Source organism: Serratia bockelmannii (genome assembly GCF_051803255.1).
Classification (GTDB): domain Bacteria; phylum Pseudomonadota; class Gammaproteobacteria; order Enterobacterales; family Enterobacteriaceae; genus Serratia; species Serratia bockelmannii.
Window position 1 is genome coordinate 1,513,525 of the sequence record NZ_CP196512.1, and the last position, 18,146, is coordinate 1,531,670.

An 18,146-nucleotide genomic window follows, 5' to 3' on the forward strand; every position below is an offset into this window, starting at 1 on the left:
AGGCGGGTCGGGCGATCAGGAAAGGCTTTCGAGGCGAGGTTTGGGGCGAATGGTGAGGGCGGAGCCCATGGAGGCGGCGATGATCGCCGCCAGCGCCAGCCATTGCACGCCGCTCAGGTGTTCGCCGAGGAACAGCATGCCGGATAACGCCGCCATCGCCGGTTCCAGGCTCATCAAGGTGCCGAAGGTGCGCGCCGGAATTTTGGGCAGCGCGATGATCTCCAGCGAATAAGGCAGCGCGGTGGAGAGGATGGCTACCGCCAGGGCTATCGGCAGAATCTCAACGTTGAACAGCACGCTGCCGGTTTGCCAGGCGCCGATCGGGCAGAACACCAACGCGGCGATCAGCGAGCCGAGCGCCACCGTGCCGGGGCCGTGATCGCCGCCGGCCTTCTGGCCGAAGATGATATAGACCGCCCAGCAGGCGCCGGCGCCGAGCGCGCAGGCGGCACCGAAGGGGTCTATCCCGCCCACGCCGTGGCCGAGCGGCAGCAGGAACCATAATCCGGCGATCGCCAATGCCACCCAGAGGAAGTCGATCGGCCGCCGCGAGGAGAACATGGCCACCGCGAGCGGGCCAGTAAACTCCAGCGCCACGGCGATGCCGAGCGGCACGGTGCGCAGCGACAGGTAGAACAGGTAGTTCATCGCGCCGAGCGACAGGCCGTAAATCAGTAGCGGCAAGCGGCTACCGGCGGCGATGCGCATACGCCATGGGCGGAAGATAATGAACAGAATCAGGGTGCCGATGAAAAGACGCAGCGTCGTAATGCCTTCCGCACCCACGATCGGGAACAGGCTTTTGGCCAACGAGGCACCGCTCTGGATAGACACCATGGCGATGATTAACAGACAGATAGGCAGCAGCGCGGAGGGCGCTCTGCCGGAAGTAGATAACGACATCCTTAACGGGCCTTTTATGCGCCGTTCCTCAGCCTTGAGAAAACGGTCGAAACGGGGATGCGAGCAGTGTAAATGAAATGGCGAAAATCTGTCTGAGAAAAGCGCGCATCGCGGTGAAATCCACCGATCCTCGGATGAGATGGGGTGAATTTGGTCAAAAAGTGCGCTTTTTCTTAAGAATTATCTGGATATTAAATTGGTGATTTTTGTCACAGAAAGCCGTAGAATATGGCCGAAAATAGAGCGAAAAGAAGCAGATACACTGTTCTTGAAATCTTCTGTTACACGATATAAAGCATTAGACACTCATTTCAAGGCAGAGTTTCACGCTAATTTTTGTTATATTTTCAAAGCATGAACAAATGGATGTACTTAATAATAAAACGCGTTTGAGGTGGTTATGAAAAAAATTGCATGTCTTTCCGCAGTAGCAGCTTGCGTATTAGCAGTTAGCGCAGGTACCGCATTCGCTGGTCAGAGCACCGTATCCGCTGGCTATGCGCAGGGTGATTTCCAAGGCGTTGCTAACAAGGCCGACGGTTTCAACCTGAAATACCGTTACGAGTTCGACAACAACCCACTGGGCGTAATCGGTTCCTTTACCCACCTGGAAAAGGACGGTTCTCAGGACGGTTTCTACAACAAAGCTCAGTACAACTCTATCTCTGCCGGTCCAGCATACCGCATCAATGACTGGGCGAGCATCTACGGTCTGGTTGGTCTGGGTTACGGTAAATTCACTACCAACGCTCAGAACGGTACTTCTCGTCACGATACCGCTGACTACGGCTTCACCTACGGTGCCGGTCTGCAGTTCAACCCAATCGAGAACGTTGCCCTGGATGTCGGTTACGAGCAGAACCGCATTCGTAGCGTTGACGTTGGCACCTGGAACGTTGGCGTAGGCTACCGCTTCTAAGTGTGTTCGTGCCTGAGGGCATGAACCTGCGGCAGCTTTTGTCGCACCGATAAAAAATCCGCCTCCGGGCGGATTTTTTTTATCTGTTATCGGCTGCCGCGCCCCGTCGGCTGTGTCGAAAAGCGCGCGCTGCGGGCATCGCGTTCATAGCCTTGCGGTTCGGTCAACAACCCGTACAGCTCGGGGCGGCGTCCGTAAATCCAGCGGCGGCCGGTGCTGAGCGGGATCAGCGTCAGATCGAGATCGGCGCTGACCAGCCGGTCTTCCGCCGCCCAGGTCTCCGCTACGATGCGGCCGTAAGGATCGAGGATCATCGCGTTGCCGGTGCGTATTTCATCGTCATCTCGGCCCACGCCGTTGCTGAACAGCAAGAACAGCCCGTTGTCGTGAGCGCGCGATGGCAGCCAGCGCATTAGCCAGCCGCGGCCGTGTTCGCCGCGAAAGGCGGCTTCTATCGCCTGCGGATCTTCCACCCGCCGCTGCCACAGCGCCTGCGGGATCGGCTTCATGCCGTGCGGGCTGCGCGAATGGGTGCCGCCGGTCTGGTGCGGGGCGATCAGCACGTCCGCGCCCAGCAGCGCCGTTGCGCGCACATTCTCCACCAGATTGTTGTCCCAACAGATCAATACGCCCACGCGTACGCCCCAGGGGGTATCGAACACCGTATAGCGGTCGCCGCTGGCGATAGCCGGGTGCTCGAAGGCGTGCAGTTTGCGGTGCACATGCAGTTCGCCGTCCGGCAGACAAACGGCATAGGCGTTGTAACACCGGCCATCATCGCCCAGCTCGATCAGCCCGACGCCAATCGCCATGTTGTAACGCTCAGCCAGCGGGCGAATGCGCGCCAGCGAGGGGCTGCTCACGATCGGCTCCGCCAGCGCCCGCACTTCGGCGTCGGACAGATGGCGCACGTGCCAATAGCCGGTGACGCACATTTCCGGGAAGGCCAGCAGCTGTACCTGCTGCTCGGCCGCCTGAGCGATAAAGCGCTCCATGGTCGACAGGTTGTAATTTTTATCGTTGGCGCGATGCTGGAATTGCACCGTGGCGGCGCGTAATGAGATGGTCATGGTGTCTCTCCGGTTAGGGTCTGCGTTGATTACAGCAGGCGAATTGATTACTGTATAATCAATTAAATTCCCTATTTGATAACTTAATGGAATGGATATAAAACAACTGCGCGCCCTGGTGGCGCTGGCCGAGCAGGGCAACTATCGTCAGGCGGCGAGCCGGCTATGCATCAGCCAACCGGCGCTGAGCAAGCAAATTCAGGCGCTGGAAACCCAGCTCGGCGTTCGATTGTTCGAGCGTGGCCGACAGGGGGCGGTGCTCACCGCCGGCGGGCAGCGGCTCTACCCGGAGGCGCAGGTGCTGGTGGCGCAGTACCAGCAGTTTCAGCAGCGCGCTCGGCGGGTGGCGCTCGGGGAAGCGGGGCGGCTGTCGCTGGGATTTGGCCTTTCCAGTTTTCATCTGGCACCGCAGCTGGTGGCCGCCTTTCGCCAACGGTTCCCCGAGGTAGCGATCGGCCTGGAAGACTTGCCGTCCGAACGCCAGTATCAGCTGTTGCTGCAGGGAGAGTTGCAGGCGGGGTTCGTGCGCTTGCCGGTCAATACGCCGCTGTGCGGCGTCGCGTTGTTGAGCGATCGGTTGGTGCTGGCTGCGCCGGGTGCGCTGGCGCTACGTGCCGACGACCTGATGGCGCGTTTCAATCTGCTGCCGCTGTTGCAGTTGACGCCGAAACGCGGGCGCGGGCTGAGCGATCAGTCGCTGCGGTTTATCGCCGCTCACCGGTTGACGCCGAACGTGGTGCAGCAGGCCGGTGATATCCAAACGTTGTTGGCGCTGGTCGCCGCCGGCGTCGGTGTCGCGCTGCTGCCGCACAGCATCACGCATATCGCGCCGGCCGGCATCGACATTTTACCGCTGAGCGGCGAGGAGACGGAGTGGCAGGTCGGTATCGCCTGGGATCCGCAGCGCACCGACGCGCTGCGGGACAACTTCATTCAGACGGCGTTGGCGGTGCAACGCGCTTAGGCATTCAAAGCGGGCAATGCATCACCACGATCGGGCTCTGGTGATACTCGCTGCGGTGGCTTTCGCTGAAGCCGACCTTTTTCGCCAACGCCAGCGAAGCCTGGTTTTCAGGCGAGATGATGCAGACGGTTTTTTCCCCCGGCAGGTGCGTTTTCCCCCAGGCCAGCGCCGCCCGCAGCGCCTCGGTGGCATAGCCTTTGCCGTGCGCCGAACTCACCAGCGTCCAGCCCATCTCCGGCGCATCGAGCGCTGGGGTGATGTCGCGCAGGAAGTCGGAGAAGCCGATGCTGCCGAGATACTCGCCGCTCTGTTTGTCACGCACCGCCCAATACCCGTACCCCAACAGCGCCCAGTGGCCGACGTAGCGCATCAGGCGCCCCCAGGAGTCTTCTCGGTCGCGCGGGGTGCCGCCGATATAGCGTACCACCAGCGGATCGGCCCACAGAGCGGCCAGCGAGTCGAAGTCGTCCAGCGTGTGTGCGTCCAGCCGCAGGCGTTCGGTGACAAGCGTTGGCGCGGTGTTGATTACGGTCATGTTGCTGCTCCTGCACAGGGTGAAAGGCGATGAAAAACAACGGCGTTCAGTATGCCAGAGAAATCACACCGCCAGCCACAATAGCCAGGTGAACAGAAAGCCGCTCAGACCGAGCAGGGTGGTCAGCACCGTCCAGGTCTTCAGGCCATCGGCCACCGACAGCCCCAAATAGCGCGTGACGATCCAAAAACCGGAGTCGTTGACGTGGGAAAGCCCCAGCCCGCCAAAACAGGTCGCCAACGTCACCAGCACCAGCTGCAGCTGATTCAGCCCGCTGACCGCTTCCGACAACAGGCCACCGGTGGTCAGGATCGCCACGGTGGCGGAACCCTGTGAAGCGCGCAGCGCCAGCGAAATGATAAAGGCGGCGGGTACCAGCGGCAGGCCGATGGCCGTCAGTACTTCGGCCAGCGCCTTGCCGACGCCGGATTCCACCAGCACCTTGCCGAACACGCCGCCCGCGCCAGTCACCAGGATCACCACCGCGGCGGTCGGCAGCGCGGCGCCCATCACGTCGCTGGCGTGTTGCAGGCTCCAGCCGCGGCGCAGCGCCAGGAAATAGAAGGCCAGCAGCAGGGCTATCATCAGCGCCACCGCCGGCGAGCCCAGCAGAGACAGCGCATCGCGCAGCGCCGAACCAGCCGGCAACAGCGTGGCGGAGACGGTGCCGAGCATGATGATGGCGATCGGGATGACGATCAGCGCCGCCACCAGGCCGGCGCCAGGCGGGTTGATGCGATCGCTGAGGGGCGCTTGCCCTTCCGGACGCGGCTCCGGCGCCGCCAGCTGCAGCTGTTCCAGCACCTCTATCGATAATGGATAGGTTTTGCGGTTGAGGTAGTTGGCGGCGAAATAGCCGATCACGCCGACCGGGATACAGATCGCGAGGCCGATGATGGTCAGCCAACCGATGTCGGCGTTGAGCAAGCCGGCGGCGGCGACCGGGCCGGGGTGTGGCGGTAGCGCGACGTGTACCGTCAACATCACGCCGGCCATCGGCAGGCCGAACTTCAGCGGTGACACTTTGGCGACCTTGGCGAAGCCGTAAATAATCGGCGCCAGAATGATAAAGCCGACGTCGAAGAACACTGGAATGCCGAGGATAAATGCAGCGAGGGTCAGCGCGGCGACGGTATGTTTCGGCCCCAGCCCCTGGCTGAAGCGCTGCGCCAGCGACTCGGCGCCGCCTGAGTGTTCGATCATGCGCCCGAGCATCGCCCCCAGACCGATGATGATGGTCACCGAGCCGAGCACGCCGCCCATCCCGGCGGTCATTACTTTCATCACTTCACCGGTCGGAATGCCGCTGGCCAACGCCACCAGCAGACTGACCACCAACAGCGCGACAAAGGGCTGCACCTTCGCCTTAATCACCATCAATAACAGCAGCACCACGCCGAGTACGGCAATCAGCAACAGCAGAGAGGTAGACATGAAAAAGCCTTTCGTTGGGTAAGCGTTGGCACCGCGATCGCCGCGTGGCGATACGGGTGCGTTTCATTGTTATAAAATCGATTTCCTGGTGTCGGCGTGCGGCTTTAGCGGTAAGGCTTCAGCCAGCCGAGCCCGGCGGCGGTGTCGCCGCGCGGGCGGTATTCGCAACCGATCCAGCCCTGATAGCCGAGCGCATCCAGCTTGTCGAACAGCCACGGGTAATTCAGTTCGCCCTCGTCAGGCTCATGGCGATCCGGCACCGAGGCTATCTGGATATGCGCGTAGCGCCCGGCCAGCGTCTCCAGCAGCCCGCTGATATTGCCGTCCACCAACTGCGCGTGGAAAAAGTCGAACTGAATGAACACGTTCGGTCTTTCGATCGCCGCCACCGCTTCCGCCGCCTGATGTTGACTGGCGAACAGGTAGTCGGGCTTGACCGGCGGGCTGAGCGCTTCGATCAGCACCTTGACGCCGTGCGGGGCGAAGGCGTCGGCGGCATAGCGCGCATTGGCGATAAAGGTGTCGAGATAACGCTGTCGATCAGCGCCCGCGGGCACTACGCCGGCCATCAGGTGCACGCAGGGGCAGGAAAGGGCGATGGCGTAGGCCAGCGCGCGATCGATATCGGCGCGCGCATCCCGCTCGCGGCCCGGCAGCGCCGCCAGCCCCCACTCACCGGTGGCGGCATCACCGGGCGCGGTGTTGAACAGCACTTGTTGCAGGCCGTGTTCGCGCAGCTTCTCGGCCAACAGCTCCGCGGGATGCTCGTAAGGGAACAGGAATTCCACCGCGTTGAAGCCCTGTGCGGCAGCGGCGGCGAAGCGATCGAGGAATGGCACCTCAGTAAACATCATCGACAAATTGGCGGCAAATTTAGGCATGGTTCAGCTCCGTAATTCGGCAATTTCATCATCGGTCAAATAGCGGATCGGACGATCGCCGAGGGTGAAGATCAGTCGCGCCGCATCTTCCATCTCTTCGGCATTGTCCGCCGCCGCTCGCAGGTCTTTACCGGTCACCACCGGCCCGTGGTTGGCCAGCAAAAAGGCACGGTGGGTCGGCGCCAGGCGGGCCAGATCCTGTGCCAGCCTTTCGTCGCCGGGCCGGTAGTAAGGCACCACCGGCACCTTGCCGACGCGCATCACCACATAGGGGGTGAACGGTTTGATGGCGTTGTCGGCGTCCAGCCCCTGCAGGCAAGAGAGCGCCGTGAGGTAGGTGCAATGCAAGTGCACGACCGCTTTGCATTCCGGGTTGTTCAGATAGAGCGCCCGATGAAAGCTGATCTCTTTCGACGGTTTGTCGCCGGAGAGCCAGTCGCCGTTCAGGCTCACTTTAGACAAGCGATCGGCCTGCAGCTCGCCGAGACAGGAGCCGGTCGGCGTCGCCAGCAGCGCGCCGTCCGGCAGCAACAGCGAGAGGTTGCCGGCGGAGCCGGTGGCGTAGCCGCGTTGGAAAAACGAGGCGCCCAGGCGCACCATCTCTTCACGCGCCTGCTGTTCAATCGTCATGCTCATACCGGGAACTCCGTTTGCGCGCGTGAGAAGAAGGCTTCATCGCCAAAATTGCCTGATTTCAACGCCAGGGAAATGGCCCGATCGCTGGCGCGCACCCAGGGAACGCCGGGGGAAATGCTGGGGCCGATATGGAAGCCGCGAATGCCCAGCGCCTGCGTGACCACGCCGGAGGTTTCGCCGCCGGCGACGATAAAGCGGCTGAACCCCAACTGATGCAGTTGCACCACCAGTTCGGCGAACAAGGCTTCTACCGCTTCGCTGGCGGCGGCGCCATGCCGTTGTTGCGTTTGCTGCAGCGACTCCGGCGATGCAGTGGCGTAGATCAGCGGGGCAAGCGCTTCCCCGGTATGGCGCTGCGCCCAATGCGCCAACTCGGCGGCGTAGGCCGCTCGCGCCTGCGGATCGAGACAGCGGCCGATATCGATGGCCTGCGCCGCCGCGCGTTCACGGTAGTGCGCCACCTGCCGGTTGGTCATCACAGAACACGAGCCCGACAGCACCGCCGCTTTTTCCCCCTGCGGCGCACCGGCCGCCTCTGCCGAACGTTCGCCATTCTGCGCCCATTGACGCGCCAGGCCGATCGCCAGGCCCGAACCGCCGGTCACCAGCTTCATCGTTTTCAACGCTTCACCCTGGGTGAGCAGATGCCGTTCGTTGAGCGTATCCAGCACTGCGTAGCGCACGCCGTCCTGCGCCAATTGCTGCAGCTTCTCGCTGACCGCCTCGGCGCCGCGATCCATTTCTGCCGCCGTCACCAACCCACAGCGTCCGGTGGCCTGGGATTCCATCAGGCGAAGCAGGTTGCTGTCGGTCATTGGTGTGACAGGGTGATGACGCATGCCGGATTCAGACAACAGCTGTTCCCCGACAAACAGGTGGCCCTGATAGACCGTGCGGCCGTTTACCGGCAACGCCGGTGAGACAACCGTGAAATTTTCTCCCAGCGCGGCGAGCAGAGCATCGGTCACCGGGCCGATATTGCCCTGTGCAGTGCTGTCGAAGGTGGAGCAGTACTTGAAGTAGAACTGACGGCAGCCCTGTTCTTGCAGCCAGGCCAGCGCCTGCAACGACTGTTCGACCGCCTGCTCTGCCGGGCAGGAACGCGATTTCAGGCTAATGACCGCCGCCTGTGCGTTTATTTGCGCTTCGTCTTGCGGCACGCCATTCAGCTGCACAGTCGGCAGGCCATTTTGCACCAGAAAACTGGCGATGTCGGTCGCGCCGGTAAAGTCATCCGCGATTACGCCAAGCAGCATCAGAGCGCCTCCTTTTTTTGAGGCAAATCGATGCCGGCAAAGATTTTGATTACCGCACTGTCGTCTTCTTTACCGTAGCCGGCGTTGCTGGCGGCGGTAAACATGGTGAAGGCGGTGGAGGCCAGCGGCAGCGGGAAATGCAGTGCCTTGGCGGTATCCGCCACCAGCCCCAGATCCTTGACGAAGATATCCACCGCCGATTTGGGCGTATAGTCGCCGTCGACCACGTGGCGCATGCGATTTTCGAACATCCAGGAGTTGCCGGCGGCGTGGGTGACCACGTCGTACATCACGTCCAGCGGGATGCCGGCGCGGGCGGCCAGCGCCATGGCTTCCGCGCCGGCGGCGATGTGTACGCCAGCCAACAACTGGTGGATGATTTTTACCGTCGCGCCCAGGCCGATCGTTTCGCCGATGCGGTAAACCTTGCCGGCGATGGCGTCCAGCACAGGTTGCAGGCGCTCGAAGGTGGCGTCTGCGCCGGCGGCCATCACCGTCATCTGGCCTTCCTCTGCCTTGGCCGCTCCGCCGGAAACCGGCGCATCCAGCATCGGCAGCCCGTAGTCCAGCAGCCGTTGCTCGATCTGTTTGGCGTCATCGGCGGAAATGGTCGAACAGACCATCACCGCGGTGCCTGGCTTGAGCTTTGGCGCCAGGCCTTGTTCGCCGAACAGGATCTGCTTCACCTGGGCGGCGTTCACCACCAGCAGCAGCACGGCGTCCAACTCGGCGGCGAAGTCGCACGCGCTGGGGGACGTTTGCTTCGCGCCGGCCTGTTGCAGCGCCGCCAGCGCCTGCGGATTCAGGTCCGCCCCGTAGGTGGTCAATCCGGCGCGGAGGCACGAGCGCGCCGCGCCCATGCCCATCGCCCCCAGCCCGATGACGCAAACGGCATAATTCCCTGGGTGTGTCATACTGCACTCCTGTTAATTTTAGTGATAATTTGTTTTGTTGTGTTAAATGTAAGCGCTTAGTGGCCGTTTATCCGCGATCGATATCACAATAATTAACAATGTGTGAAACGAATTTTTCGGGTGATTTCTGGTCCGTATCAACATTACTATTATGTTTTTAAATAAGATTATGTTTACCTGACCTAACTGCGCTCGCCGTCACGCCGCGAAAAATTAGGGCTATCGGCGAACGAAAATTGACGTAAAATCACAATTATTATCACCGCAGCAACGAGAGGGAACCGTGATACCTGTAGAACGCCACCAACAAATTCTTGCGCTGGTATCCGAACGCGGCGTCGTCAGCATTGCCGAGCTGACCGAACGGCTGGGGGTGTCGCACATGACGATCCGCCGCGATTTGCAAAAGCTGGAGGAACAGGGCGCGGTGCAGTCGGTCTCGGGCGGCGTGCAGGCGCCTGAGCGGGTGGCAAGCGAACCTTCGCACCAGGCCAAAGAAGGGATGTTCAGCCGGAAGAAAATCGCCATTGGCCGGCTGGCGGCGCGGCAAATTCCCGCCAACAGCTGTATTTATCTGGATGCCGGTACCACCACGCTGGCGCTGGCGAAACAGATCGGTGAACGTGAAGATTTGACGGTGGTGACCAACGACTTTGTCATCGCCGGGTTCCTGATAGAGCATAGCCAGTGCCGAATCATCCACACCGGCGGCACCGTGTGCCGGGAAAACCGTTCCTGCGTTGGCGAAGCGGCGGCGCAGGCGCTGCGCGGTCTGTTTATCGATCTGGCGTTTATCTCCGCCTCTTCGTGGAGCATGCGCGGCCTGTCGACGCCGAACGAAGACAAGGTGATGGTGAAGAAGGCCATCGTCGAGGCCAGCCGCCGCCGCATTCTGCTCAGCGATACGTCCAAATACGGCAAGGTCGCGACCTACCTGGCGCTGCCGATTGCTGCCTTTGACGCTGTCATTACCGACGAGGGGTTGCCCGCCGCCGCGCGGGAGGCCATTGAGCAAGCGGGGATTGCATTGCTGACGGCGGGAGAAGAAGAGTAAGGACGAACCGGAATCAGGATGAAAGTTCGGTATCGATGCTACGTGCGGGTGGTTCACTGGCTTCAACGCCGCCGCGTTCACGCCATTCGCGGCGCCTTTGTTCAGCCCATTCTTCGTGGAAGGCTTGCATCTCTTTTTGGTGCCGTTCCTTCATGCTCATAGGGATTGGGTGGGATTCTGCCGTTAACAGGCGGGATTTCGATGACATATAATCCGTCCTCAATAAGCGCTTGGTTGTACAAATAATGTACGCGATGCGCGTGTTTTTTCAAGAGCGAGTCGTAAATTCTGGCTAATGCTGGCCTGAGCGGTACGCTGAAAACCAATAATCGCAGCGGAGAAGATCCTCCAGCCGCCGATGAGGGTTGTGCGCAGCGCCGCGCAAAACTAAATGCCGCTGAACCAGTTGTAGCCCTGATCTTCCCAATACCCGCCTGGATTGACGTCGCTGACGAAGATCGCGGCGATATGTTTGGCGTTTTTGAACCCCAGTTTGGTCGGCACGCGCAGCCGCAACGGGTAGCCATAGTCAGCCGGCAGCGCCTTGCCGCCGAAATCCAGCGCCAAGATGGTCTGCGGGTGCAGCGCGGTGGCCATGTCGAGGCTGGCGTAGTAACGATCGGCGCATTTGAAGCCGACGTAACCGGCATTCAGATCCGCGCCGACGTGCTGCAGAAAGGTGCGCAGCGGCACGCCTCCCCATTGACCAATGGCGCTCCAGCCCTCAATGCAGATCAGACGCGTGATCTGGCTTTGCTGCGGCAGCCGCTGCAGCTGTTCCAGCGTCCAGGGGGCTTTTTTCTCCACCTTCCCCGCGACTTCAAGCCGGTAGCCGGCGAGATCGATCTCGGGGACGTTGTATTCCGGGTAAAACGCGTTGAAGGGGAAAGGGTGGGTGATCTGGTCCGGCCGGTAAGTTTGCGCCAGCCGCTGGCCGCTGAACAGCCAGGCCTGCACCCGGTCGTTCCAGCGTGACATGGCCCACAGCACCTTATCCACCCGATCGCCGTCTTGCAGGTTGCAACCGGTGAGCATGGCGATGCCGCCCAGTGTCAACCCGGAGCGCAACATCAGGCGGCGCTGCAGATTGACCAGCTGCTTTTTTTGGTCCGGTTCCAGTTTTGGCGCGGTTGCCCGCGGTTTTTTCTCATTCATGTTTGCCACCCGTTATCATCGCCCACAGGGTTTTGGGCACGACAGCCACCATAAAGACGTGGATCGCCACAAACAGGCCAATGCCGGCCATGGCGAAGAAATGCACGTAGCGCGCGAAATCGAAGCCGCCAAACAGGGCGACCAATCCCTGCAGCTGAACCGGCTTCCAAATCGCCAGGCCGGACAGCACCAGTAATAGTCCCAGCGCCAGTACGCCGAGGTACATCAGTTTCTGAATGGCGTTATAGCGGCCATGCCGGTGGCGCAGGCGCAGCGTCAACGCCAGCCAGATATCCTGCCGCAGCGCGCCGAGGCGAAGCGGCAACAGATCGCGGCGAAAATGACCGCTGAACAGGCTCCACAACAGATAGCAGACGGCGTTGAGCGCCAATAGCCACATCACCGCCAAATGCCAACCAATCGCGCCGCCCAGCCAACCGCCCAGCGTCATCTGCGGCGGAAAGCGGAAATCGAACAGCGGCGAGGCGTTGTAGATTTCCCAACCGCTCATGAACATGCACACCATGGCGAACAGGTTGATCCAATGAGTGATTCGAACCGGCCAGCGATGCACCGGCGGCGACGCGTTGGTCTTCATGGCTTTCCTCCGGTTACATCGGCGGCACAGTGCCGTCTTTGCCGGCGGAAATGCGGGTGGCGATGCGTTCGCCCTTATCGTCGGCGGCGGAGAACAGCACGATGTGCACGCCCGGTTTCAGCAGGCTCAGATCGCCCGGATCCAGCGTCACGATCGGCACGTCTTCCGGCACGACGACGGTTTTCTGCTGGTTGCCGTAGGTGACGGTCAGGGTGCGGCCGTTGGATTTCACCAGTTTACCGACGGTGCCGTTGGTCATGGTGTCCACTTTGCCGTCGGCGGATTCCCAGGCCGAGTGCCCTTCGCCGGTGCCGCGCAGGCTGGCGGCGAACACGTGCACTTCCAGCGCTTTGAGCGTGCCGTCCGGCTGCGGCACGGCGGCGGTGCCGATAAAGCTGTCCGGTTTGATATCGTCCAGCGTGGCTTTGGAAACGCTGAGCACTTTGGTCTGATCGTTCAGCTTGACGCTGAGTGTCTCGCCCTTGCGGTCGGTCAGCTGCAGATTGCCGTCGGCAACCTGCGTGATGGTGCCGCGCAGCGGCGCAATCACCTTGCCCGGCGGTTGGGCGGCGGCGGCCAATCCGCTGGAAAGCAGTAACGTGGACAACAGTAAACCGGCTATACGATGACGGGTAATCATAACGTTCTCCTGAAATGAGTTTGCCGGTTAAGCATGGTTGACCTACTGGGTCAGCGCCATGGCCGTTTGATGACATTAATGTCATCAAGTTTGTCCGCCGAAGCTGCTAGTATTTTTGCAGACGTAACGAGGTGGTGAGCATGCGAATACTGGTAGTTGAAGACGATATCGGCACAGGGGATTACCTGAAGAAAGGGCTGGGGGAAGCGGGCTACGGCGTCGATTTGGCGCGCACCGGCACCGACGGGCTGTTTCGCGCGTTGGAGCAGGACTACGATGCGATCGTGCTCGATGTGATGCTGCCGGGGCTGGACGGTTGGCAGATCATCGAGGTATTGCGCAAGAAAAGCGACGTGCCGATCCTGTTTCTCACCGCCCGTGATGGCGTGCAGGATCGCATCCACGGCCTGGAGCTGGGCGCGGACGACTATCTTATCAAGCCGTTTTCCTTTACCGAGCTGGTGCTGCGTTTACGCACCTTGCTGCGCCGCGGGCCGGCGCGCGAAGCCGATCATTACGCTATCGCCGATCTGCAGCTGGACGTGCTGCGCCGCCGGGCGGTGCGCCAGGATCAGGTGATCCCGTTGACCAACAAGGAATTCATGCTGCTGCACCTGCTGGTGCGGCGCGAGGGCGAAGTGCTGTCGCGTACGCAGATCGCCTCTCAGGTGTGGGACATGAATTTTGACAGCGACACCAATGTGGTTGACGTGGCGATCAAACGCCTGCGCGCCAAAATCGACCGGCCGTTCGACGTCAAGCTGATCCACAGCGTGCGCGGCATCGGCTATGTCTGCGAGCCACGCTCGTGAGCGGGCGCACGTCACGTCGGCCGGTGTCGCTGACGCTGCGCACCGCTACGCTGTTCGCGCTGGTGGCCGCGTTGGTGGTGAGCGGGACAGGCGGGTATCTGTTTAGCGCCATGCGCCAGGAAATGACGCTGCGCAGCGATCTGCAGGTGACCGGGCGCGTAGAGTATTTCCGCCATTTACTGGGGCAGCGCTTTCCTTTGGCGCGCCTGACTGCCAATAACGGCCTGTTTGAAAACATGCTGGGCAATGAACAGGACGTGCTGATTTTCCAAATCCCGGGGCAAAAACCGCTCATCAACGTGAACTCCGCCAGGGTGGCCCTGCCGCCGATCGCGCCGACGCCGCCTGAACAGGCGCAGACGTTGGCCGCCATACGCGGCGGAGAAACGGCGCAGGGGGTGCCGCTGCGCGCCGCTTCGGCGATGGTGCGTCTGGAAGACGGCAGCCTGTTGCAGATCTCCGCCGCGCATGTGATGGCCAACGAGCAGAAGATGCTGGCGCGTTACCTGTGGCGCATCGTCGCGGCGGTCGCGGTGGCTTTCCTGCTGATTGCGCTGCTGGGCTATGGGGTCATGCGGCGGGGATTGAAGCCGTTATGGCGCATGGCGGCGCAGGCGTCGCAGATTGCGCCCAATACGCTGTCGACACGCCTCAGCGAGCAGGGGGCGCCGAAGGAGTTGCAGCAGCTGACCCGTTCGTTCAATGCGATGCTCGATCGGTTGAATGAAGGCTATCAGCGGCTGACGCAGTTTTCCGCCGATCTGGCCCATGAGATCCGCACGCCGGTAGGGGCGTTGATGGGCCAGTGCCAGGTGGCGCTTTACCAGCCCCGCAGCGTGGAAGAGTACGAAACCCTGCTGTCGAACAATATGGATGAGCTGGAGCGCATTTCCCGCATGGTGGAAAACATTCTGTTTCTGGCGCGCGCCGGCGAGGCGCAGTCTGCGCTGAATTACAGCCGCCTGGATGTGGCGCTGGAGCTGCGGCGGGTGGCGGATTATTTCGAAGGGCTGGCGGAAGAGCGCGGCATTGCGTTGAGCTGCGAAGGGGAAGGCGCGCTGGAGGCGGACGCGATGTTGTTCCAGCGGGCGCTGAGCAACCTGGTGGCCAACGCGGTACGTTATGCCGACGAAAACAGCCTGATCGTCCTGCGGGCTGAACGGCGCGCCGATGCCTGGTGGGTGCAGGTCATCAATCAGGGGCAGCCGATCGCGCCGGCACAGTTGGAAAAATTGTTCGATCGTTTCTATCGCGCCGATCCCGCACGCAGCGCCGGCAATCATGCCAGTGGGCTGGGGCTGTCTATCGTGCGCGCCATCATGACGCTGCACGGCGGTGAGGTGCGCGCCGAATGTATCGGGCGCGCGCCTGTCGCCAGCATCCTCTTCAGCCTGCGGTTCCCGATCGCACAATAACCGTTGTGCCGTGTTAACGCGGCGGAATGGCGAAGCGGAAGCAGGCGCCGCTTTGCGCTTGTTCGATCAGCTGAATATCGCTGTCGTGCAGCTGCAGAATACGCCGCACGATCATCAACCCCAGTCCGCCGGAAGGGCGCCGGGCGCCGCTCAGGACAGACGGGCGCACGAACAGATCGGCGCGCAGCATCTGCGGAATGCCGGGGCCGCTGTCGCTGACCTGCACCATTACCTGGTCTTCCTGCCGCCACAGCCGCACGCCGATGTCGCCGCCGGGCGGCGTATGGCGAATGGCGTTGTCCAACAGGTTGGTCAGCACCCGCTCAATCATGCTGAGATCGGCGAACACCGGCGGAATGCCGGGAGCGATGTCGGCGTGCAGCCGCTGGTTGCGCGCCTCTGCCGCCAGCTCGAACTTCTGGAACACGTCCTGCAACAGCTCGCTGAGGGAGAAGGGCTCTTTCTGCGGCTTCACCACGCCATACTCTAATCGAGCCAGCTCGAACAGCTCCTGCGCCAGCTTGCCCACCTTGCGGCTTTGCGCCAGCGCGATCTCCAGATAGCGCCGCCGATCGGCTTCGCTCAGGGTGGCGGCCTTAACCGACAGCGTCTCCAGATAGCCATGCAGCGAAGTGAGCGGGGTGCGCAGATCGTGCGAGACGTTGGCGATGAATTCACGCCGCAGCCGATCCTGCTGCGCCAGCGTTTGCCACTGTTCGGCCAGGCGCTGCGCCATGCGGTGGAAGGCCTGTTGCAGCTGGCTGACTTCGTCGCGCCCGGCCCGTACCGCCGGCAGCGCCGCGTAGGCCTGCACCGCTTCGATGCCGCCGCTGTCCAGCGCGCTGACCTGCCGGGTCAGGCGACGGATCGGGCGCGTTACCCAATAAAACGCGAAACCGCCGGCCAGCAGGCTGAACAGCACCATCAACCCAGAAGTCCACAGCGCCATCCTGACCGCCGAGTTGAACTGGGCGTTGCTGGCCAGCGCCGTGTACTCTTCGCCGAGCAAGACCACGTACAGATAGCCTTCGAGCCGGCCGTCGACCTTCAGCGGCGCGACGCTGAACACCTTGCGCCCGTCCGCGCTGCGCGGATCGTCGCCATACACCGGCATCTGCGCGCCATCGAGCAGCGCCTGCAGCGGCGCCAGCGCGACCCGCTGCCGCTTCAGATGCCCGGCCGGCGCGGCATTGCCGATAATCGCGCCCTGTTTGTCGAGCAGGTAAACCTCCACGCTGGGGTTCACCGCCATCAGCTGGTCGAACAGGGTATGCACCGCCTGCGGATCCGGCCCGTTCACTCCCAGCAGCGGATTGCTGTCGGCGATATGCTGCGCCAGGTTGCCTGACAGGCGCTGGATCACTGCCTGGCTGTACTGGGTGCTGCTGCGTACCTGCATCCAGCCGGAAAAGGCGCAGCCGATGACGATCAGCAGCGTGAAGATCAGCGTGAGGCGTTGCGCTAACGTAAGGTTTTTCATGGCTCACTCATGCGGCGTGGCCGCGAATTTATAGCCCATGCCCCACACCGTGAGGATGCGCTCGGGTTCCGCCGGGTTGCGCTCGATCTTGATGCGCAGCCGGTTGATATGGGTGTTGACGGTGTGCTCATACCCTTCGTGCTGATAGCCCCAGACCTGATTCAACAGGCTGAGGCGCGAGAACACCTGGCCCGGATGGCGGGCGAAAAAGTACAGCAGGTCGAATTCGCGCGGCGTCAGCTCGACCGGCTGCTGATGCAGGTGCACTTCGCGGGCGATGGGGTCGATGGTCAGATCGTTGAAGCTGAGCACGCCGGCGTCCATGCGCAGGTTGCGGCTCATCGCCTCCTGGCGGCGAAACAGCGCCTTGACTCGAGCCACCAGCTCCAGCATGGAGAAGGGTTTGGCCAGATAGTCATCGGCGCCCAGCTCCAGCCCCAGCACGCGGTGCACCTCGCTGGAGCGCGCGCTGGTGATGATGATCGGCGTGTAGCGCGTCATGGTGCGCGCCCGGCGGCAAATCTCCAATCCGTCCACGCCCGGCAGCATCAGATCGAGGATGAGGGCATCCCAGCCGCCCTGTTCCAGCATCGCCATGCCCTGATTGCCGTCGGCGGCGTGGCTGATGGCGTAACCTTCGTCGCGCAGATGCAGCTGCAGCAGCTCGGCGATGTCGCCGTCGTCCTCGACGATCAAAATTCGTTTTGGCTTGTCCATTCTCATTACCGCTGATTGCCCGATCCTCTCTGAAGTCTACACAACCCCCACCGGTGGAGTTATCACATTTTATTTAACTTTGCGTGAGGTCTTGGGGAACAAATCCGGTGAATACTCGGCCCATCGCATCGTTAGCTGGCAGGAATCGTTATGAGCCTCACTCTCACTCCGGAACAACGACAGACCGTACATCCGCTGTGGCTGCGGTTGACGCATTGGCTGAATGCGCTGGCGATGCTGATCATGGTCACCAGCGGCTGGCGCATCTACAACGCCTCGCCGCTGTTCAACTTCAGCTTTCTCAACGAGCTGACGCTCGGTGGCTGGTTGGGCGGCGCGCTGCAGTGGCACTTCGCCGGCATGTGGCTGTTCGGCGTCAATGGGCTGTGCTATCTGCTGCTCAACCTGGCCAGCGGGCGCTTCAAACGCAAATATTGGCCGCTCAGTCCGAAACAGTTTCTCGCCGATATAGGCGCGGCGCTGCGCGGCAGGCTGCAGCACGCCGACCTGCGCCACTACAACATGGTGCAGCGCGTGGCCTATCTGTCGGTGATGATCCTCGGCGTGCTGAGCGCGCTGTCCGGGCTGGTGCTGTGGAAATCGGTGCAGTTTCCGCTGCTGCGCACGCTGCTCGGCGGCTATGAGGCGGCGCGCTATATCCACTTTTTCGCCATGTCGGCGCTGGTGGTCTTCGTCGCGATCCATCTGGTGATGGTGGCGCTGGTGCCGCGGACGCTGCTGGCCATGCTGCGCGGGCGTTAAG

General features: G+C 61.8%; 20 protein-coding genes. 6 read left to right on the forward strand and 14 right to left on the reverse strand.

All coding sequences use genetic code 11. The annotated features are described in order from the left end of the window. Positions 1-15: 15 nt before the first annotated feature. Positions 16-903, reverse strand: a complete 888-nt coding sequence (gene rhtA / locus ACSJLU_RS07310; protein WP_025302089.1) for a threonine/homoserine exporter RhtA — start codon at positions 901-903, stop codon at positions 16-18. Positions 904-1,303: 400 nt separating this feature from the next. On the opposite strand from rhtA, the gene ompX reads away from it, so the two are divergent. Continuing rightward, positions 1,304-1,822: an outer membrane protein OmpX gene (gene ompX, locus ACSJLU_RS07315; protein WP_019454480.1), complete on the forward strand. Its 519-nt coding sequence runs from the start codon at positions 1,304-1,306 to the stop codon at positions 1,820-1,822. Positions 1,823-1,908: 86 nt separating this feature from the next. Here the strand turns inward: ompX and ACSJLU_RS07320 are convergent, their stop codons facing one another. Further along, positions 1,909-2,892, reverse strand: coding sequence for a nitrilase family protein (locus ACSJLU_RS07320; protein ID WP_025302090.1), 984 nt, complete (start codon positions 2,890-2,892; stop codon positions 1,909-1,911). A 91-nt stretch (positions 2,893-2,983) separates the two neighbouring features. Here ACSJLU_RS07320 and ACSJLU_RS07325 point away from each other — a divergent pair, with 91 nt between their 5' ends. Beyond that, on the forward strand, positions 2,984-3,856 hold the full coding sequence (locus ACSJLU_RS07325; protein ID WP_127146407.1) for a LysR family transcriptional regulator: 873 nt from the start codon (positions 2,984-2,986) through the stop codon (positions 3,854-3,856). Between the two features lie 4 nt (positions 3,857-3,860). Here the strand turns inward: ACSJLU_RS07325 and ACSJLU_RS07330 are convergent, their stop codons facing one another. The 6 genes from ACSJLU_RS07330 to ltnD form a co-directional block, all read right to left on the reverse strand. Beyond that, positions 3,861-4,391 carry a GNAT family N-acetyltransferase gene (locus tag ACSJLU_RS07330; protein ID WP_025302092.1) on the reverse strand — a complete coding sequence of 177 codons (531 nt, stop codon included), beginning with the start codon at positions 4,389-4,391 and terminating at the stop codon, positions 3,861-3,863. Positions 4,392-4,454: 63 nt separating this feature from the next. Further along, positions 4,455-5,825: a GntP family transporter gene (locus tag ACSJLU_RS07335; protein WP_048795956.1), complete on the reverse strand. Its 1,371-nt coding sequence runs from the start codon at positions 5,823-5,825 to the stop codon at positions 4,455-4,457. Positions 5,826-5,929: 104 nt separating this feature from the next. After that, positions 5,930-6,706, reverse strand: coding sequence for a 2-oxo-tetronate isomerase (gene otnI / locus ACSJLU_RS07340; protein WP_025302094.1), 777 nt, complete (start codon positions 6,704-6,706; stop codon positions 5,930-5,932). Positions 6,707-6,709: 3 nt separating this feature from the next. After that, positions 6,710-7,342, reverse strand: coding sequence for a 3-oxo-tetronate 4-phosphate decarboxylase (gene otnC / locus ACSJLU_RS07345; RefSeq protein WP_373276029.1), 633 nt, complete (start codon positions 7,340-7,342; stop codon positions 6,710-6,712). Next, positions 7,339-8,598 carry a 3-oxo-tetronate kinase gene (gene otnK, locus ACSJLU_RS07350; RefSeq protein WP_127146406.1) on the reverse strand — a complete coding sequence of 420 codons (1,260 nt, stop codon included), beginning with the start codon at positions 8,596-8,598 and terminating at the stop codon, positions 7,339-7,341. Before otnK ends, otnC begins: the two co-directional genes overlap by 4 nt. Then, positions 8,598-9,512, reverse strand: coding sequence for an L-threonate dehydrogenase (gene ltnD, locus ACSJLU_RS07355; RefSeq protein ID WP_049203403.1), 915 nt, complete (start codon positions 9,510-9,512; stop codon positions 8,598-8,600). The genes otnK and ltnD overlap by 1 nt, the downstream gene beginning before the upstream one ends. Before the next feature lie 283 nt (positions 9,513-9,795). Between ltnD and ygbI the strand changes: the two genes are divergently transcribed. After that, entirely contained in the window at positions 9,796-10,566 is a 771-nt protein-coding gene (ygbI, locus tag ACSJLU_RS07360) for a DNA-binding transcriptional repressor YgbI (RefSeq protein WP_127146405.1), read from the forward strand. A gap of 13 nt (positions 10,567-10,579) precedes the next feature. Here ygbI and ACSJLU_RS07365 read toward each other — a convergent pair whose 3' ends face one another. The 4 genes from ACSJLU_RS07365 to ACSJLU_RS07380 form a co-directional block, all read right to left on the reverse strand. Further along, the gene (locus ACSJLU_RS07365) at positions 10,580-10,774 is read right to left on the reverse strand and encodes a hypothetical protein (RefSeq protein WP_154219752.1); all 195 of its coding nucleotides are present in this window, start codon (positions 10,772-10,774) and stop codon (positions 10,580-10,582) included. A 179-nt stretch (positions 10,775-10,953) separates the two neighbouring features. Further along, the gene (locus ACSJLU_RS07370) at positions 10,954-11,721 is read right to left on the reverse strand and encodes a molybdopterin-dependent oxidoreductase (RefSeq protein WP_025302099.1); all 768 of its coding nucleotides are present in this window, start codon (positions 11,719-11,721) and stop codon (positions 10,954-10,956) included. Then, positions 11,714-12,319: a cytochrome b/b6 domain-containing protein gene (locus ACSJLU_RS07375; protein WP_049203409.1), complete on the reverse strand. Its 606-nt coding sequence runs from the start codon at positions 12,317-12,319 to the stop codon at positions 11,714-11,716. The genes ACSJLU_RS07370 and ACSJLU_RS07375 overlap by 8 nt, the downstream gene beginning before the upstream one ends. A gap of 13 nt (positions 12,320-12,332) precedes the next feature. Further along, complete coding sequence (locus ACSJLU_RS07380; RefSeq protein WP_025302101.1) at positions 12,333-12,959, reverse strand: hypothetical protein; 627 nt, start codon at positions 12,957-12,959, stop codon at positions 12,333-12,335. A gap of 140 nt (positions 12,960-13,099) precedes the next feature. Between ACSJLU_RS07380 and ACSJLU_RS07385 the strand changes: the two genes are divergently transcribed. Together ACSJLU_RS07385 and ACSJLU_RS07390 are read left to right on the forward strand one after the other, a co-directional pair. Beyond that, on the forward strand, positions 13,100-13,771 hold the full coding sequence (locus tag ACSJLU_RS07385; protein ID WP_021504273.1) for a heavy metal response regulator transcription factor: 672 nt from the start codon (positions 13,100-13,102) through the stop codon (positions 13,769-13,771). Beyond that, the gene (locus ACSJLU_RS07390) at positions 13,768-15,186 is read left to right on the forward strand and encodes a heavy metal sensor histidine kinase (RefSeq protein ID WP_197835299.1); all 1,419 of its coding nucleotides are present in this window, start codon (positions 13,768-13,770) and stop codon (positions 15,184-15,186) included. The genes ACSJLU_RS07385 and ACSJLU_RS07390 overlap by 4 nt, the downstream gene beginning before the upstream one ends. 13 nt (positions 15,187-15,199) lie before the next feature. On the opposite strand, the gene ACSJLU_RS07395 is transcribed toward ACSJLU_RS07390, so the two are convergent. Next, positions 15,200-16,666, reverse strand: coding sequence for a sensor histidine kinase (locus ACSJLU_RS07395; protein ID WP_380825860.1), 1,467 nt, complete (start codon positions 16,664-16,666; stop codon positions 15,200-15,202). Between the two features lie 3 nt (positions 16,667-16,669). Then, positions 16,670-17,383 carry a response regulator transcription factor gene (locus tag ACSJLU_RS07400; RefSeq protein WP_043137136.1) on the reverse strand — a complete coding sequence of 238 codons (714 nt, stop codon included), beginning with the start codon at positions 17,381-17,383 and terminating at the stop codon, positions 16,670-16,672. 150 nt (positions 17,384-17,533) lie between these two features. Between ACSJLU_RS07400 and ACSJLU_RS07405 the strand changes: the two genes are divergently transcribed. Next, positions 17,534-18,145 (forward strand): cytochrome b/b6 domain-containing protein, encoded by a 612-nt coding sequence (locus ACSJLU_RS07405; protein ID WP_380825864.1) that lies wholly within the window; start codon positions 17,534-17,536, stop codon positions 18,143-18,145. Position 18,146 lies beyond the last annotated feature (1 nt).

Bases quoted from the DNA above. Each gene is read 5' to 3' on its own strand.
- ACSJLU_RS07370 (WP_025302099.1), bottom strand. From the start codon at position 11,721: ATGAATGAGAAAAAACCGCGGGCAACCGCGCCAAAACTGGAACCGGAC.
- ACSJLU_RS07385 (WP_021504273.1), top strand. From the start codon at position 13,100: ATGCGAATACTGGTAGTTGAAGACGATATCGGCACAGGGGATTACCTG.
- ACSJLU_RS07335 (WP_048795956.1), bottom strand. From the start codon at position 5,825: ATGTCTACCTCTCTGCTGTTGCTGATTGCCGTACTCGGCGTGGTGCTG.
- ltnD (WP_049203403.1), bottom strand. From the start codon at position 9,512: ATGACACACCCAGGGAATTATGCCGTTTGCGTCATCGGGCTGGGGGCG.
- otnI (WP_025302094.1), bottom strand. From the start codon at position 6,706: ATGCCTAAATTTGCCGCCAATTTGTCGATGATGTTTACTGAGGTGCCA.
- ACSJLU_RS07395 (WP_380825860.1), bottom strand. From the start codon at position 16,666: ATGAAAAACCTTACGTTAGCGCAACGCCTCACGCTGATCTTCACGCTG.
- ACSJLU_RS07330 (WP_025302092.1), bottom strand. From the start codon at position 4,391: ATGACCGTAATCAACACCGCGCCAACGCTTGTCACCGAACGCCTGCGG.
- rhtA (WP_025302089.1), bottom strand. From the start codon at position 903: ATGTCGTTATCTACTTCCGGCAGAGCGCCCTCCGCGCTGCTGCCTATC.
- ACSJLU_RS07320 (WP_025302090.1), bottom strand. From the start codon at position 2,892: ATGACCATCTCATTACGCGCCGCCACGGTGCAATTCCAGCATCGCGCC.
- ACSJLU_RS07365 (WP_154219752.1), bottom strand. From the start codon at position 10,774: ATGTCATCGAAATCCCGCCTGTTAACGGCAGAATCCCACCCAATCCCT.
- ACSJLU_RS07375 (WP_049203409.1), bottom strand. From the start codon at position 12,319: ATGAAGACCAACGCGTCGCCGCCGGTGCATCGCTGGCCGGTTCGAATC.
- ACSJLU_RS07325 (WP_127146407.1), top strand. From the start codon at position 2,984: ATGGATATAAAACAACTGCGCGCCCTGGTGGCGCTGGCCGAGCAGGGC.
- otnC (WP_373276029.1), bottom strand. From the start codon at position 7,342: ATGAGCATGACGATTGAACAGCAGGCGCGTGAAGAGATGGTGCGCCTG.
- otnK (WP_127146406.1), bottom strand. From the start codon at position 8,598: ATGCTGCTTGGCGTAATCGCGGATGACTTTACCGGCGCGACCGACATC.
- ompX (WP_019454480.1), top strand. From the start codon at position 1,304: ATGAAAAAAATTGCATGTCTTTCCGCAGTAGCAGCTTGCGTATTAGCA.
- ACSJLU_RS07400 (WP_043137136.1), bottom strand. From the start codon at position 17,383: ATGGACAAGCCAAAACGAATTTTGATCGTCGAGGACGACGGCGACATC.
- ACSJLU_RS07380 (WP_025302101.1), bottom strand. From the start codon at position 12,959: ATGATTACCCGTCATCGTATAGCCGGTTTACTGTTGTCCACGTTACTG.
- ACSJLU_RS07405 (WP_380825864.1), top strand. From the start codon at position 17,534: ATGAGCCTCACTCTCACTCCGGAACAACGACAGACCGTACATCCGCTG.